The following is a 15,306-nucleotide window of genomic DNA, read 5'->3' on the forward strand; positions in this document are numbered from 1 at the left end:
AATGAATGAAGATTATTTACCTCTAGCTTACTTGAATGCTTGGGAATATTGTCCACGTCGATTTTACCTGGAATATGTATTAGGTGAAATGGAAGACAATGAACATATTATTTTAGGTCGTCATGTCCACCGTAATATCAATGAAGAAGGCACTTTTCAGGATGGGGAAACACTGATTCATCAACAACAATGGGTGTGGAGCGATCGCTTGCACGTTTCCGGTATCATTGATGCTGTAGAAGAATACGATAGTCAACTTGTGCCTGTGGAATACAAGAAGGGAAAAATGGCACAGCACCTAAACGACCATTTTCAACTTTGTGCGGCGGCTTTATGTCTAGAAGAACGCACGGGACGCACTATTACCTATGGCGATATATTTTACCATGCCAACCGCAGAAGACAGACTGTAGCTTTTACACCACAACTGCGGCAAATGACAGAACAAGCGATCGCTCTAGCTCATGTTGCTAGTCAAAACAAAATGCCTAGACCTATTGATCATACCAAAAAATGTGAATCATGCAGTTTGCAAGGCATTTGCTTACCTTTTGAAGTCAAACAATTACAAAGTCAAGATTATTAAATTATGACTACTCTTTATGTTATTCAACCTGATGCTGTTTTAAGCAAAGACTATGAAGCTTTTCAAGTTGCTTTGAGACAAGAAGATGGTTCTTGGAAGAAACGAAAGGTTGCTGCTCAAACTGTAAACGAAGTTATTTTGATGGGTAATCCCCAAGTTACCGGCGATGCTTTTGTTTACGCATTAGAATTAGGAATGCCAGTGCATTATCTTTCTAGTTTTGGTAAATACTTGGGTTCGGCTTTACCTAAGTCTTCTCGTAACGGTCAACTGAGATTAGCACAGTATGCAGTTTATCACGATTCTGTGCGTCGTTTGGAATTAGTGAAGGCAATTGTTAGCGCCAAAATTCATAATCAATATAATGTGTTGTACCGACATAATGAAAAAGATAATCCTCTCAAAGAACGTAAAAACTTAGTAAAAACTCAACAAACTCTAGATCAGGTGCGGGGTGTTGAGGGTTTAGCTGCTAGGGAATATTTTGCTTGTTGGCAGCGTATGGTAGGTAAACAATGGACTTTTAATGGCAGAAATCGTCGTCCATCAACAGATCCTGTAAATTCTTTACTCAGTTTTGCTTATGCTTTATTGCAAGGTCAAGTTATGGCTGGTGTACATATCGCTGGTTTAGATCCCTATATCGGTTATTTGCATGAAGTTCATCATGGTCAACCGGCAATGGTGCTAGATTTAATGGAAGAATTTCGGGCTTTAATTGCTGATAATTTGGTGCTGTCGTTATTGCATAAACACGAAATTAAACCCGAAGATTTTCACGAAAGTTTGGGTGCTTATCGGTTGAAGGACAATGCGAGAAAAACTTTTTTGCAAGCTTTTGATAAAAAAATGAATGATGAATTTAAACATCCTGTGTTTGATTATCGTTGCACCTACCGACGAGCGATAGAATTACAAGCACGGTTGCTGAGTCGTCATTTACAAGAAGGTATTCCCTACAAACCTTTATCACTAAGATGACTACACTGTTTTATCTGATTATTTACGACTTACCTGATAATAAAGCTGCAAATAAGCGGCGTACTCGCTTACATAAAATGCTGAGTGGTTATGGTAAGTGGACTCAATATAGTGTGTTTGAATGTTTCTTGAGTGCGGTACAGTTTGCTACACTACAAACAAAGATAGAAAAACTGATTAAGCCTGATGAAGATTCTATTAGGATGTATGTACTAGATGCTGGTAGTGTGAAAAGAACTATCACCTATGGTTCGGAAGTACCTAGACAAGAACAAGCAATAATTATATGATGAATACATCAGCTAAATTTTGGCAGACCTAGAGCGGGGTCAAAAACCCTGGAGATCCGCCAAATCGCCAGAACCTTGATAATTGAATACTTTCAGCGTTTCATTAGTTTCAGTTGGCAGTTAACCCAAAGCCGGAAATGAGGTTTTTTGAGAGGTCTGCCAAAATCCCCCCTACAGTCTGCTCCTAGACTGTGTTTCAGATGGCGGGGTTTCGATATAACTAATCCCCGCAAGGGGACTGAAACAATCAAATTCAGCTACGTACTTCGCGAAGCTTTCTAAGTTTCGATATAACTAATCCCCGCAAGGGGACTGAAACTCTTATCGTCTTGTTCTGCGGTTAGACCGATGCTGTTTCGATATAACTAATCCCCGCAAGGGGACTGAAACGCTACAATCACACAGAAAAAATTTTTATTGACCTAAGTTTCGATATAACTAATCCCCGCAAGGGGACTGAAACATTAGATCAGAATATTCATCTGTGGCAGATGAGCCAAGTTTCGATATAACTAATCCCCGCAAGGGGACTGAAACGTTTCACCACTGCTACCAGACCAACTACCTTTTTTCTTGGTTTCGATATAACTAATCCCCGCAAGGGGACTGAAACAAGCGTAAATATTTCCCGTATGAATTGGGGTAGGGTTTCGTTTCGATATAACTAATCCCCGCAAGGGGACTGAAACAAGACAATGCAGGAATTAAAAGGATACACACCAACAGTTTCGATATAACTAATCCCCGCAAGGGGACTGAAACGCTTTGTCTATAGTTTATAAGGGTTAGAGTGATCCAAAGTTTCGATATAACTAATCCCCGCAAGGGGACTGAAACAATTCTTCTTGTTTCTGGATGTTATAGAATTTAGATGTTTCGATATAACTAATCCCCGCAAGGGGACTGAAACCTCTTTTTATCAATCTTCCTCTGTAATCTTTTGATGTTTCGATATAACTAATCCCCGCAAGGGGACTGAAACGTTCTGGAGGAGGAGGATCAGGGGGTGATGCGAGTGTTTCGATATAACTAATCCCCGCAAGGGGACTGAAACTCAACGCATATGGCGCGCAAGGTACAAGTTTCTGGACGAGTTTCGATATAACTAATCCCCGCAAGGGGACTGAAACTTCAGTTGGAATACAACAATAGGCGAAGTCCAGCTTTAGTTTCGATATAACTAATCCCCGCAAGGGGACTGAAACTATCTTACTATAGATACGACTATAGATAGTGATATAGGGGGTTTCGATATAACTAATCCCCGCAAGGGGACTGAAACTCAATCAAGTACAATGGTGGCAATATCTCTTAAATGTTTCGATATAACTAATCCCCGCAAGGGGACTGAAACACCCTCGCTGTCTGGCAATTCTACTAGATGAGCTATGTTTCGATATAACTAATCCCCGCAAGGGGACTGAAACTAGTCAGGTAGCTGCTGATTACCGTTTTGTGCGTAGTTTCGATATAACTAATCCCCGCAAGGGGACTGAAACATCCTACTAACCGATGGCGAAGATCTCAACATAAGTTTCGATATAACTAATCCCCGCAAGGGGACTGAAACGTTAAATCTCTGATTCCAAGCTCTCTGTTATTCGCTGCTATAGTTTCGATATAACTAATCCCCGCAAGGGGACTGAAACTAATATCTGGGGGATTGAGTGCGATCGCCAAATAGCAGGTTTCGATATAACTAATCCCCGCAAGGGGACTGAAACAGGAATTTAACTCATTTTGTAGGTTAGTTTCTTCAGTTTCGATATAACTAATCCCCGCAAGGGGACTGAAACTCTTCCAAAAATCAAAAGATATTCTTGCTGACAAGCAATCAATGTTTCGATATAACTAATCCCCGCAAGGGGACTGAAACTACACTAAAAAAATAATCCCCCAAACCGTCGTAACCGGGTTTCGATATAACTAATCCCCGCAAGGGGACTGAAACGAGAAAATGACAGAAGAACAAGCAAAAGAACTTTTAATGTTTCGATATAACTAATCCCCGCAAGGGGACTGAAACTTGGCGTAAATGTAGCCTATTAAATCCCCCTCAAGCGTTTCGATATAACTAATCCCCGCAAGGGGACTGAAACAACAATGGTTCGGGTTTCTCTATGTCTTGACCCTTGCCGTTTCGATATAACTAATCCCCGCAAGGGGACTGAAACATATCGTTATATAGTAATACGCGAGGATAGCGATATAGTTTCGATATAACTAATCCCCGCAAGGGGACTGAAACGCCAATTTCAGAAAGATTGCCAACAAATGATTTAAGAAGTTTCGATATAACTAATCCCCGCAAGGGGACTGAAACTTAAAATCAGCCATGATCTTTAATAATTAAATTTAGTTTCGATATAACTAATCCCCGCAAGGGGACTGAAACATTTCTTCCAGGGTTGGTTTATGGTGGAAAACCCTGGTTTCGATATAACTAATCCCCGCAAGGGGACTGAAACCAGAGAATCCAAACATCTTTAGAATCACCGCCAACCGTTTCGATATAACTAATCCCCGCAAGGGGACTGAAACAAAAGCTTGTTGTTTGTCAAGATGAATGTCGCAGAAAGTTTCGATATAACTAATCCCCGCAAGGGGACTGAAACTAAATGTACTATGCTGCTCTGGCATTTAAAATAGTTTCGATATAACTAATCCCCGCAAGGGGACTGAAACTTAAGAATATGACTAATTATTGCAATACAGGTGAGTTTCGATATAACTAATCCCCGCAAGGGGACTGAAACCAACTATCGAAGCGGTTTCTTTCTGCTAAGTCCAATGGTTTCGATATAACTAATCCCCGCAAGGGGACTGAAACCAAACAGCCATAGACAACACTATTGCCACCGTTGGCGGTTTCGATATAACTAATCCCCGCAAGGGGACTGAAACGAGATACAAAGCAATCTGAGAAGTCTTTGCCACCTATAGTTTCGATATAACTAATCCCCGCAAGGGGACTGAAACTAATAAGCTTCCTTTATCGATCTAAAAGCTTCAGTAGTTTCGATATAACTAATCCCCGCAAGGGGACTGAAACTAACATAAACCCATAACCCTTGTCAAGCATGACTTGTTTCGATATAACTAATCCCCGCAAGGGGACTGAAACTTCTTGCCATATCTGCAATAGCATTAGCAATCAAGAGTTTCGATATAACTAATCCCCGCAAGGGGACTGAAACACAATACTCGCAGACTTAGAAGATTTTTCAAGCCTAGCGGTTTCGATATAACTAATCCCCGCAAGGGGACTGAAACAAAAGTTAGTTGCTAAAGAAGTTGGTGCGGCTGTCGGGTTTCGATATAACTAATCCCCGCAAGGGGACTGAAACATGCTATCCTATTAATTGCCTTATCAAAATAGTAGTGATTGGTTTCGATATAACTAATCCCCGCAAGGGGACTGAAACAATGTAAAATAGACAACATGAATCCATCATTGTAGGTTTCGATATAACTAATCCCCGCAAGGGGACTGAAACATTATCTATCTAATTGATTATGTTGTATGTAACTAGTTTCGATATAACTAATCCCCGCAAGGGGACTGAAACTCAATCAAGTCCCAACATAAAGGCACTAGTTATCAAAAGTTTCGATATAACTAATCCCCGCAAGGGGACTGAAACAATCCAATTAAGAACAGAAATAAATAACTCATCTTGTTTCGATATAACTAATCCCCGCAAGGGGACTGAAACGGCTTTCACTATTGCCAAAGGAGTTTGCCATGTTTAGCAAAAGGTCTTACCAGAAGCAGTGATGACCAGTGTGAATCACAATTACCTAAATCAAAATTACATCAACTGACATTTTTGTACAATGGTCAATCTTTCCGGGCTACCTCTGCTACTGCTAAGTTAATCAAACGATTAGAACCATAGTTGCAGCACAGTATTTAAAATTAGCGATAGCTTCGCTCTCTTCTCTTCGTTCGCGGAGCGTCTGTCTACGACACGCGCCGCGACCGAGTCCCTTAAGGGATACGCCGTAGGCATCGCCCCAACATCAAAATCATCAAAAAATTGAGCATTACTTTACTGATACTGGAACTCGATTTTCCAAACGATTTTTCAGTTCTAGATTCAGGTTTTCACCACTGCGATGAGCTTCCCAGTTTCCAGAGCCAAAGTTACCTAAATCCCATATTCCCTGGATAAAATCGTCATCTCCTGAGATAGTACCCTGATAATTTACTGGCATTTGTTTGTGAAGCAGATATTGTTTGGTAAATTGCACCCGTCGTCCAATTACCTCACCATTTAAACAAGCTTCCCCCAAATAACTGTTATCCAGAATATTACCAGCTAGTGTATTACCAGATTGAATAAAAGTTGCTTCAAAACGGGTCGGCGTTCCCTGCTGCCAGTAAGTCCCCAGCCATGCACCACTCAAGTCTGCCATACTTTACTGTTAATGTTGTTATTCAATCTATTTTACTTTGCTATCACTTATGGCGGGACTTCCACACTATCGCATTCTACCTCGTTCTTAAATTACCACCCCTAGCAGATATAATAACTGTTTAGACGAACTAATATTAATAGTTATAAAGATGGAATATATTTTTGTTTACGTCACTTGTAAAGACCGTGCTGAAGCCCTTAATGTAGGTAAAGCCGTAGTAGAAGCCCGTCTTGCTGCCTGTGCCAACATAATTGACGGTATGGACAGTATTTATTGGTGGAACGGTGAATTACAGGTGGAAAAAGAAGCTATTTTAATTATGAAATCGCGCCGTGATTTATTTGAAGGGTAGTGGTAAATATGTAGTGATAATAAAATTAGGCGCTACAACAAGAATTATAATGATGAATAAAATACCAGATAGCACCAATATGATTATCTAACTTTTTAGAGAAGGATAAAGTCTTTCTAACCAAACGAGAAATTCTTTGACGCATTGTATTATTAAAGCGTTCAATATGGTTAGTCTTGCCACTTTCTTTCCCTACTGCCTGATGACGTTTGCTAGGAATAACTTGTGCGTAAGCTGCCCAAAAATCTGTATAGCAAACAGCACATTGACGATAAACTGGTGGTAGAGAATTCCATAATCCCTAGCGCCATCTTCACTGCGGTCGCCTATGTAAACTCCAACTATTTCTCTAGTTTTTTTATCCAAAGCTAACCAAATCCATTGCTTATTACCCTTATGACCTACAAATGACCAAGCCTCATCACACTCAATAGTCAATTTACCTCTTGGTTTGGCTGAAACATTTACCTGAGTCGGAATCTGGGCATATTTATTATTCACATATTTTTGCAACCAAGTCTCTGAAACACGAGCAGCACGAGCAATACCTGCGAGAGGTATTTTCTCAAGTAAAAGTCTATCAATCAGTTCTATAGTATCTTTGCTAATAACTTTATTAGTGGGATTTTCTATAAACTGTCTTTTGCAGTTTTGACACTGGTATTTTGGTTTTTGATTATGAATCTTCCCATTTTTGACAATGTGTTGAGAACCACAATTGGGGCAAGTAGGTCTGGAGATTGACATCAATACTGAAATAGTTGAATTTAAAAACACTGATACTATACTACATATAACACTTAACACGTTCTCGCTAAATCATATATTTAGAAACTTTATACTTTGGAGGAGTTTCAATTAGTTGGTTAAATGTAATTCAAATTGCAACGGCTACAAATGAATAATTTGAGTTAGAAAATATAAGATTTCACTACATATTTACCACTACCAACTCAGTTATTCCATATTTTTGTGTATTTTTATTCTAAATAATCTATTATTGCTTCTAGGTCTAACATTGCCTGATTGAATCTATTTAACATCGCTTCTGCTACTTCTGGTTCAGCATCAACTTTTGCTAATTTTTCTCTCATCACACAGTCCAGGGCTTCTACCCACAATGATAAATTGGTATTCCGTATTGCTGTTAATAACCCCATATTGGTAAGCACTGCTAAATGAAACCCTAAATTATCTTGTCCACCGTAACCTAGATATCCGTTACTCATTTCTAGTTTTTCTGGAGTAAATTCAAAATATTGGTCTGAAGTAATTCCACTAGGTTCTAATTTTGGTTGAGGTAATGATGGTTGAGTCATAATTTATGCACCTAATAATTGTGATATTTGTAATATCCTGTTATTCCAATTCTCTAATTCGTGAGTAAATTGATTTTCGGTTTTTGTGTGATTCCAGGCTTCTACGTTAAATAACCAACGAGTTAGAAACCGTGCTAAGTTAGCCAACTCAAAAGCATGGTCAAATTCTATATCAGGGGCTATCCATTCTATAAAATAGATTGTCTCTCTAATCAAAGCTTTAACTGTTTCATTATTAGCAGGGTCTTGTGATAACGCTTGAATCTGTGTTAAGTGATTATTTAAATTATTTAACCTGATAGAAACATCATCCTTAATAAATGTGGCTTGTAAAGTAGTGAACTTAGTCATCCCAGGAACTCCATAATAATTAAAGCAACTTGTTTTCTAATTTTAGCGTCCTGAATTTCCATTGAACGGTTTTGTCTAGGACGTAGATTCACCATAGATTCATAAATTATTTGTTTGTTCTCTGGTCTAAAACTAGCTGCCCAGATATCCTGTTGTAGACTACCATCTTCTAATAGTGCTTGTTCACAGTAAAAGTGCATTTCACCACCACCAGCTAAAACCCGACGTTCAAGGTCTACGGCTACCTTTATATAAAACTTTAACTCTTGTAACATCTGTTCAATTTGCTCTGGTGTGGCACGACCACGAATAATCTCTATCAATTAAATTTACTCCTGTATTATTACCTTAATTTATTGAAGTTTTTGCATAAAAAATAGAATAGTTATAGCAGTTATTGAAATGGTAAAATTTCAGAATAATATCAAAAATAAGATGACATAAGAAAAGAGAAACTATCGCCAATATCATTAGAAATTCTTAAAGGATACTTGGCGAAAGAGAAAATCAACTTAGTCAGGAACGTATTCAATTAAGTCCAATGGGCTGATAGTTTCATCAATTTTAGATAATTCGTTGATACCCAGACAGATGAGTTCCCATCTGCTACCTCCAATTTCTGGCACAATCTCAGCTTTTCGTAGCGCAGATACTGCATTAGCACTGATACCCAAGTAGTTAGCCAGGTCTTTACCCTTGACTCGGTGTCTAGCCATAATCTCGTTCAATTTCCAGCGAATCAAAGTTTTAATCATAAACTCAACATCTTAACTTTACTATTTCCTGTCAGGTATAAATAATTCAAAGCTTGGCTTATAAAAATTCAAGTTTTTGTATATTAATACAACCATCTTTTGTAAAAGTTAAGCTATAGCTTGTATAATATAGTTATGCAAAACAAAGGCGATCGCCTTCCGTCCAAAGATCGCGATCGCCTTTTAAAAACCAGACCTAACATTTGAGGTCAAAACTATGATGACACAAAATCAGGTTTTTAGGGTAGCTCTAGCCGATATCAAAGCAAATGCACAGCAAAAATTAGAGCAATACATTGATAAACAAGCTGATACCATTGCCCCATTTGCGCTCAATTACAGCTTTGATTACAACCAATTTGCAGAAACCGCACTGCAAAACAAAGCCAAAACCACCCTAGCTAACTTTATCGGCTTTGTCCGTCAGACCTTTGATGGATTACTAGCCAGTGGTAAAGCATTACAGGATCTTTACTACGACTGCCTTGCTTTTTGCCCAAACGGTAAACAAGTTTTTCACACTTGGCTTGAAAGTAACGATTTTGGCGCATCTCGCTATATTGCTTCCTCAGCAATGAAAATTTACACTTGGTTTGACCAACTACCAGAGCGAATCCAACGCTTGGTACGAGAAAAAGTCCAAAATTGGAGCGTTGCAGCCCTGAGCCAATTGACTAAAGTAGCTCATCACCTCATCAAAGAACTGGTAGATTCTGGCAAGAAAACAGCGGCACAAGTCAAGGCAACAACAGAGAAAACTGCAACCAGTGCCAAAAAAACTAATTCCACCATTGTTGCTACTGCCAGTAACGAAAGAATAGATGCACCAGAATTGGCTCCTGGTATGCGGATAGTTGTTGTGGTTAATGGAGATTGGAAGGGTTACAAAGGCATTATTACCGCCAAATGGAAGGCAAATGACAATGAATCTTGGTGGGTGCTATTAGACCATGTGGTTGCCCAGGGATCTTTCACCAAAACATTGTTTAAACCAGAACAAATTCAATTAGAAGTGCTATCGAATCAGAGCGGGAGCAAGACTAGTCCAAAAGAGACTTTCACCGCACGACAGGTAGAACAAAAGATTGCTGAAGCTTTAGCAGAACAAGAAAGAGAACAAGCTGAAGTAGAACTAGCTAGATTTACTGAAATTCGTGATGCTGCTCTTCAAGCTGCCGCAGTAGAGTTAAAAGCTGCTCAGGAACACGCACAAAAAATGGCGCAAGACAAGGAGAAATTAATTGAGCAGTTAATTGAAAAAGACAGACAGTTGGTCACAGTGCAGAATCTCTCTATTAAAAACCAGCAATTAGAACAACGGGTAGTTCAATTAGAGAAAGCATTAGAACGAGCAGGTCAAAACAGTTGGCAGAACACATTTTCTGGACAAGCAGCAACGGTAGTTAATTCAGAGTTAGAAGCAACAATTGCGCCATTGATGTCAGAAGTTGAGCGATTAAATGAAGTGGTTTTAACTAGAGAACAAGAAGTTGCACAACTCAAAGCTGTTAACCACAAGCAACAAGCTGAATTAACGAATATTGTCAATTTGATCACTAATACAAACGAGATGAATTCAAACCAAACAGAAATTGTCGAGCAATTTGTACAATTAAAAACTTTGCTTCAGGAGATGAAAATCAATGAGGTTATCACTTAAGTAATATTCTCTGGATATTTTATGTAGCCATTAAAGTTAACAACCAGGAATAAGCTTTTGGCAATAGCGTTGATTAATTGCCATTTTTCCTAACTCCGAAATTACTGCTAGTGGCACATCAACAGATTTAGCTACTTCGGGAATAGTGACTTTGTGAGTGCGTAACAAAACTAAAAACTTTTGTACTTTAGAAACAATAGGGTCATTGCTGTGAGTATAACCACGGTTAATGGCAGTTTTTAGTCCAGTTTCAATATCATCAACTGTAACTTGACGATTTTTATCTATTAATAATTTTTGCTGTCCAGGAATTGCATTGGCAATTTGAATACCGACATACCCAGATTTTCCCCGCTGGGGAATAATATCAAAATTGTAGAGTCGCTTTTGTCCTTCTTCATCTACAGTTTGGACAAGTAAATTAGTGATAGCAGTAGTGGTAGCTTGAGGAAATTTCAGCGGTTTAATTACCCTCAAAAAAATGGTTGTAGCTTGTCCGGTTTTTAAATCTGTATCTGTGGTGTAGACCAGTCGTGAAGGGTCTGCTACCAAAATATAGGAAATTGTTTCATCAGTTTGATTAAAGCTGATAGGTGTAGCACGTCCTGGAGTAACTTGAACCTGAATAAGAGTGTTTGCAGCTGTATCCCTTTCTAGCACGCGATAGGCAGAAGTTTGTGCTTGAACAATAGGTGCTGTCACACCGGATATTAATGTGTTAGTGGCAATGACGTAAGCAAAAAATGGTTTCATACCAATTTAGATTTTGTTTAGATTTTGGATTAAAAATTTGATTTATACCAAATTGCTATCATTTAGGACTTACGCATTGACAGAATAACAAAATAGTGCATTGATAAATAAGGGTTGTCTAGTAATGGGTATGGAAAAATGAGAGAAATTACTAAACCCTTGCTACGCAACGCTAACGCGAACGACAGCACAATGCAATCTAGACATCTACACCTTATTTTTGCTGTCAGAGCCAAAGTATGGAGGGTGCAGTAGGTTAGCCGAGATATTGGGAGATGTTTCACATGATAGTGTCAATCGCTTTTTATTGAGAGAGAGATATGAACCAAAAGATTTATTCAGCATAATAGAGAAAATTATCAATCTGGTAGGGGGGATATTAAGTGTAGATGATACAGTCATAGAAAAGATTTACAGCGACCCTAAAAATGCGGAATTAATCAGTTATTTTTGGTCAGGGAAAGCCCATAAAACTATTATTGGCTTAAATTTAATCACTCTATATTACAGCGATATTAATGGTAATTCAGTGCCAATTAATTACAGAATATATGATAAAAAGGAGGGAAAAACAAAAAACGATTATTTTAGAGAAATGGTAAGTGAAATAATAAGCTGGGGAGTCAAACCCAGAATGGTAACAGGAGATAGTTGGTACTCAGGAGTAGAAAACTTAAAATTTCTAAAAAACCAGAAATTGGGTTTCCTATTCGGAATTGAAAAAAATAGAACTGTTTCAAATGAGCCGCAAAAGTATTGCCAAGTAGGCATTTTGGATATTCCTGAAGAAGGATTAAGAACTCATCTGAAAGAATTTGGATTTATAAAGTTGTTTAGGAAAGACTTTAAAAAAGAAGACTCTAGACATTATATTTTATATCTGCCAGATGAGGAAAAAATCAAAGACATAACCAGAAGTACCTTCGTCACAATTCATGATACCCATTGGGGTATTGAAACATTTCATCGAGCCATAAAACAAGTATGTGGAATTTGTCGATTCATGGTTAGAGATACCTGTGCAATCAAAACTCACATATTTTGTTCACTTCAAGCATTTGTGAAATTGGAGTTTATGCGCTCTGAAAATATAATTAGCAACTGGTATGAAGTACAGAGGAATCTGTTTACTTCTGTTGTCCGTGAGCATATTTTTGCCAACCTTCGCAAGGATGCCATTATCTAGACTACATAGATGCTATTTTTTGTCAATGCGTAAGTCCTATCATTGTTCAATTTTCAAGAAATTATTAACAACAACTGAGACTTCCGTACCTTCTCTTAGAAATTGAATCTGAGGACGTTGTAATAATTCTTGCACTGCTTGGTCAGACCGTCTCGATAAACGTTCGCTCACTGGGCTGAAAAATCCTTCCAACGCAGCCGCCCAAATTTGCGGGTCAGCGGTGCTAGAAACAGTACTTTGATTAAAAGTGCCATTGGCAACAACAGTGCTAGATTGAGTCCGGGGTTGATTGACAATACTACCCACTTTCCCCAAACTACTGAGTAATCCCACCAATAAATCTTGTTGAGCAATTTCTGACCCCACATCATTGAGCTTTTGAGCAATCAATGGGCGCTTGTTTCCACCCCGAATTAATAGCGTATTAGCTGGTATCGTTTCCTGTTTAACCGTACCTTGGGAATTAGGATAAACCAATGCGATCGCACTAGCCGAAACCAAATTATTTCTTTTACCTACAGCTGTAGTTTGAGCGACGACAACAGTACCAGCCGGAAGTGCCTCTGTACCATCTGTAGCTTTGAGAGATTCGGTTAACTCCACAGCAAAGCGGTCATTAGGATTATTACCACCCTCGTCCCATATCATTGGCATAATTACTTTACCCCGCACAGATGTACCCAGTGCTACATCCTTATTGCTGCCTACATTGGAATTGACTAAATCTACAGGGGTACGATTGAGGATACCCATCATACCTGGAGTTAATTCAGTTTGACTATCAACACTTTTAGAACCAACTAAAACTGTTCGCAGTTCAGTCTCTTGAGGAGGGGGTGTAGTGGGTTTTAAAGTTTTGAGAGTTTGATTACTTGCTGTCGATGCTGTCGGTTTTTCCTGAGTTGACAGAGTTGAGTTGCTAATTTGTGACTGTCCGAGACTAGCTAATTGCTTCCATTGCTGTAAAGGATCAACATCATTTTCAGCTTGTTGTACTGGTTGTTGAATTGTTCGTGGGACTGTATGACTCACAGGCGAATTTACAGAAGCTGGGGAAGAATACCGCATCACTCTGGGTGCAGGTTCAGCAACTCTAACAGCAGTAGTGCGCGGTGCAACAGTCTGCCGCACTGCACGAACTTGTGGTGATGGCTGTGGTTTAGCTGGTGATGCTGGACTGGGAGATATAGTAGGAACTGGTTTGACATTGATTTGTTGCTGTTGATCTTGAAACGCCAATCGGCTTTTGAGTTCAGCAGATTCATCTAAAACTGGTTCACTACTGGGAGAAGAATCATTCGTTTTTGCTACTTGTTTAGCAGGAGGTTTCGGTTGCAGAAATCCAAACCAGAGCGTTGAACCAGAAGCAATAACTATTCCTACCAAAGTGACTACTGATACCAGACGGACACCTGGTTTTTCTGCTAACGGTCGCTCTACTGCTGCTTCTTGATCTTGTTTCAAGCGATATTCTTGAGAGATAAGTTGATTTGTAGTAGGGTTATGGCCTGCCAGCTTTTGCTCCTCTTCAGGACTGATATTTTCCTCATCTACAGCGGTTTGGGTAGAACGATGATTACCATTATTAGTATGTGATTCTAAGGAATAATTAGCCGAATTTTCGTAGGAGTCAAATTCGTGGTTTTGATGGGAATTGTCCATGATTTTAGTTTTTTCCTTGATGAAGAGGTCAATTCAGGAGGCAGAAGGGAACCCACGTTTAAGTAATCGCTTAACGTCGTTGCTGAGGATTGAACTCAACCATTCTGATAATTTGCAACCCAGACGAGCGCATTTCATAAATTTTCTGCTCTACCAGCGGGGCATTTTTTCCTAACGGAGAGCGAGGAATTTCCACTGCTTGGACAGTAAATGTGCGGTTGAAAGAAATACGCTCATCTCTGCCAGTAGTGCGGTCAACTAAAATGCGGGTAGCAACCATGTCTATTTCCCATTCCCCTAGTCGTACTGCTCTTGGTTCTGAAAGATAGGAAATAATAGTTGTACTGCGAAGCTGTCCTGTGAAAACCCCGGTCGGAACTAATTCAGCAATCTTCGGTAAAGAAGCTTGGGCGAATTTTGGTTCTAGCAACAGGGAAGCAAACCAAGTATTAGTAGGGATACGCCCATTTTTACCAACTTGAATACCTTGATCCGATTGATTAGTAGCAGTGAGTTTGTCGTCCCAGTTAAATGTGAGAATCGTCCAGTCACTAACAACCTTTTGAATAACTGCTGCATAGCGCCAGTTGCGCTCTTGCTCAGAAACGTAAATTGTTTCACCGTTTACCAATTGAGCAAAGGTTGTTTTGCGTTCAGCAATTTTATTAATTTTGAAAGCAGTGAACAATGTTAATAATAGAATTAGCCCGTTAAATGCAGTCAAGCATAAAAAACACAGAGCTAATAAGTTTTTTGATTCTGGCAGCAGCGGTGCTTGAATTCGTTTGATTTCCATAGCTAGATTCAGTCAGATTGAATTTCTGATAGCTTGCATGGCGTAGCCATAGTGACCAAGTAATGAAAATACTGTTAATAATTGAACTCAACTCAATTATTGATGTTTTCAATTAAGGGAACTCCAGAAAATAAATTATCCAATTTTACTGTTTCAAAACGACTGTCCTCCCCTGCTCCCCGCTCCCTGCCCC

General features: G+C 39.1%; 15 protein-coding genes and 1 CRISPR repeat array. Of the genes, 6 read left to right on the top strand and 9 right to left on the bottom strand.

Annotated elements, in window-relative coordinates:
- Position 1 precedes the first annotated feature (1 nt).
- From cas4 to cas2, 3 genes are read left to right on the top strand one after another with little or no spacing between them, the layout of a single operon-like run.
- Positions 2–586: a CRISPR-associated protein Cas4 gene (cas4, locus tag ACOWPH_RS30255; protein ID WP_015217587.1), complete on the top strand. Its 585-nt coding sequence runs from the start codon at positions 2–4 to the stop codon at positions 584–586.
- A 3-nt stretch (positions 587–589) separates the two neighbouring features.
- Positions 590–1,567 (top strand): type I-D CRISPR-associated endonuclease Cas1d, encoded by a 978-nt coding sequence (gene cas1d / locus ACOWPH_RS30260; protein WP_015217588.1) that lies wholly within the window; start codon positions 590–592, stop codon positions 1,565–1,567.
- A complete protein-coding gene (gene cas2 / locus ACOWPH_RS30265; protein WP_015217589.1) occupies positions 1,564–1,857 on the top strand; it encodes a CRISPR-associated endonuclease Cas2 in 294 nt (97 codons plus the stop codon). The genes cas1d and cas2 overlap by 4 nt, the downstream gene beginning before the upstream one ends.
- A 208-nt stretch (positions 1,858–2,065) precedes the next feature.
- Positions 2,066–5,573: a CRISPR direct-repeat array (repeat unit 37 nt; unit sequence GTTTCGATATAACTAATCCCCGCAAGGGGACTGAAAC).
- A gap of 331 nt (positions 5,574–5,904) precedes the next feature.
- Here cas2 and ACOWPH_RS30270 read toward each other — a convergent pair.
- Complete coding sequence (locus ACOWPH_RS30270) at positions 5,905–6,276, bottom strand: hypothetical protein (RefSeq protein ID WP_015217590.1); 372 nt, start codon at positions 6,274–6,276, stop codon at positions 5,905–5,907.
- 151 nt (positions 6,277–6,427) lie between these two features.
- On the opposite strand from ACOWPH_RS30270, the gene cutA reads away from it, so the two are divergent.
- Positions 6,428–6,631 carry a divalent-cation tolerance protein CutA gene (gene cutA, locus ACOWPH_RS30275; protein ID WP_015217591.1) on the top strand — a complete coding sequence of 68 codons (204 nt, stop codon included), beginning with the start codon at positions 6,428–6,430 and terminating at the stop codon, positions 6,629–6,631.
- Positions 6,632–6,656: 25 nt separating this feature from the next.
- Here the strand turns inward: cutA and ACOWPH_RS30280 are convergent.
- The 5 genes from ACOWPH_RS30280 to ACOWPH_RS30300 form a co-directional block, all read right to left on the bottom strand.
- A protein-coding gene (locus tag ACOWPH_RS30280) for an IS1 family transposase (RefSeq protein WP_422665768.1) occupies positions 6,657–7,378 on the bottom strand; the annotation gives its coding sequence in 2 pieces (ribosomal slippage) (positions 6,657–6,934 and positions 6,934–7,378; 723 coding nt in all).
- A gap of 233 nt (positions 7,379–7,611) precedes the next feature.
- Entirely contained in the window at positions 7,612–7,950 is a 339-nt protein-coding gene (locus ACOWPH_RS30285) for a hypothetical protein (RefSeq protein WP_015217592.1), read from the bottom strand.
- Positions 7,951–7,953: 3 nt separating this feature from the next.
- Entirely contained in the window at positions 7,954–8,301 is a 348-nt protein-coding gene (locus ACOWPH_RS30290; protein ID WP_015217593.1) for a hypothetical protein, read from the bottom strand.
- Positions 8,298–8,624 carry a DUF5674 family protein gene (locus ACOWPH_RS30295; RefSeq protein WP_015217594.1) on the bottom strand — a complete coding sequence of 109 codons (327 nt, stop codon included), beginning with the start codon at positions 8,622–8,624 and terminating at the stop codon, positions 8,298–8,300. The genes ACOWPH_RS30290 and ACOWPH_RS30295 overlap by 4 nt, the downstream gene beginning before the upstream one ends.
- Before the next feature lie 189 nt (positions 8,625–8,813).
- Positions 8,814–9,056, bottom strand: coding sequence for a helix-turn-helix domain-containing protein (locus ACOWPH_RS30300; protein WP_015217595.1), 243 nt, complete (start codon positions 9,054–9,056; stop codon positions 8,814–8,816).
- A 217-nt stretch (positions 9,057–9,273) separates the two neighbouring features.
- Between ACOWPH_RS30300 and ACOWPH_RS30305 the strand changes: the two genes are divergently transcribed.
- Complete coding sequence (locus ACOWPH_RS30305; protein ID WP_015217596.1) at positions 9,274–10,716, top strand: hypothetical protein; 1,443 nt, start codon at positions 9,274–9,276, stop codon at positions 10,714–10,716.
- Positions 10,717–10,752: 36 nt separating this feature from the next.
- On the opposite strand, the gene ACOWPH_RS30310 is transcribed toward ACOWPH_RS30305, so the two are convergent.
- Positions 10,753–11,469, bottom strand: coding sequence for a hypothetical protein (locus ACOWPH_RS30310; RefSeq protein WP_015217597.1), 717 nt, complete (start codon positions 11,467–11,469; stop codon positions 10,753–10,755).
- Between the two features lie 205 nt (positions 11,470–11,674).
- Between ACOWPH_RS30310 and ACOWPH_RS30315 the strand changes: the two genes are divergently transcribed.
- Complete coding sequence (locus ACOWPH_RS30315) at positions 11,675–12,655, top strand: IS701 family transposase (protein WP_081593666.1); 981 nt, start codon at positions 11,675–11,677, stop codon at positions 12,653–12,655.
- Positions 12,656–12,694: 39 nt separating this feature from the next.
- On the opposite strand, the gene ACOWPH_RS30320 is transcribed toward ACOWPH_RS30315, so the two are convergent.
- Together ACOWPH_RS30320 and ACOWPH_RS30325 are read right to left on the bottom strand one after the other, a co-directional pair.
- A complete protein-coding gene (locus tag ACOWPH_RS30320) occupies positions 12,695–14,317 on the bottom strand; it encodes a TrbI/VirB10 family protein (RefSeq protein WP_015217598.1) in 1,623 nt (540 codons plus the stop codon).
- Between the two features lie 70 nt (positions 14,318–14,387).
- Positions 14,388–15,113, bottom strand: a complete 726-nt coding sequence (locus tag ACOWPH_RS30325) for a hypothetical protein (protein ID WP_015217599.1) — start codon at positions 15,111–15,113, stop codon at positions 14,388–14,390.
- Positions 15,114–15,306 lie beyond the last annotated feature (193 nt).

This window comes from Anabaena sp. PCC 7938, from assembly GCF_049315035.1.
GTDB lineage: Bacteria > Cyanobacteriota > Cyanobacteriia > Cyanobacteriales > Nostocaceae > Anabaena > Anabaena cylindrica.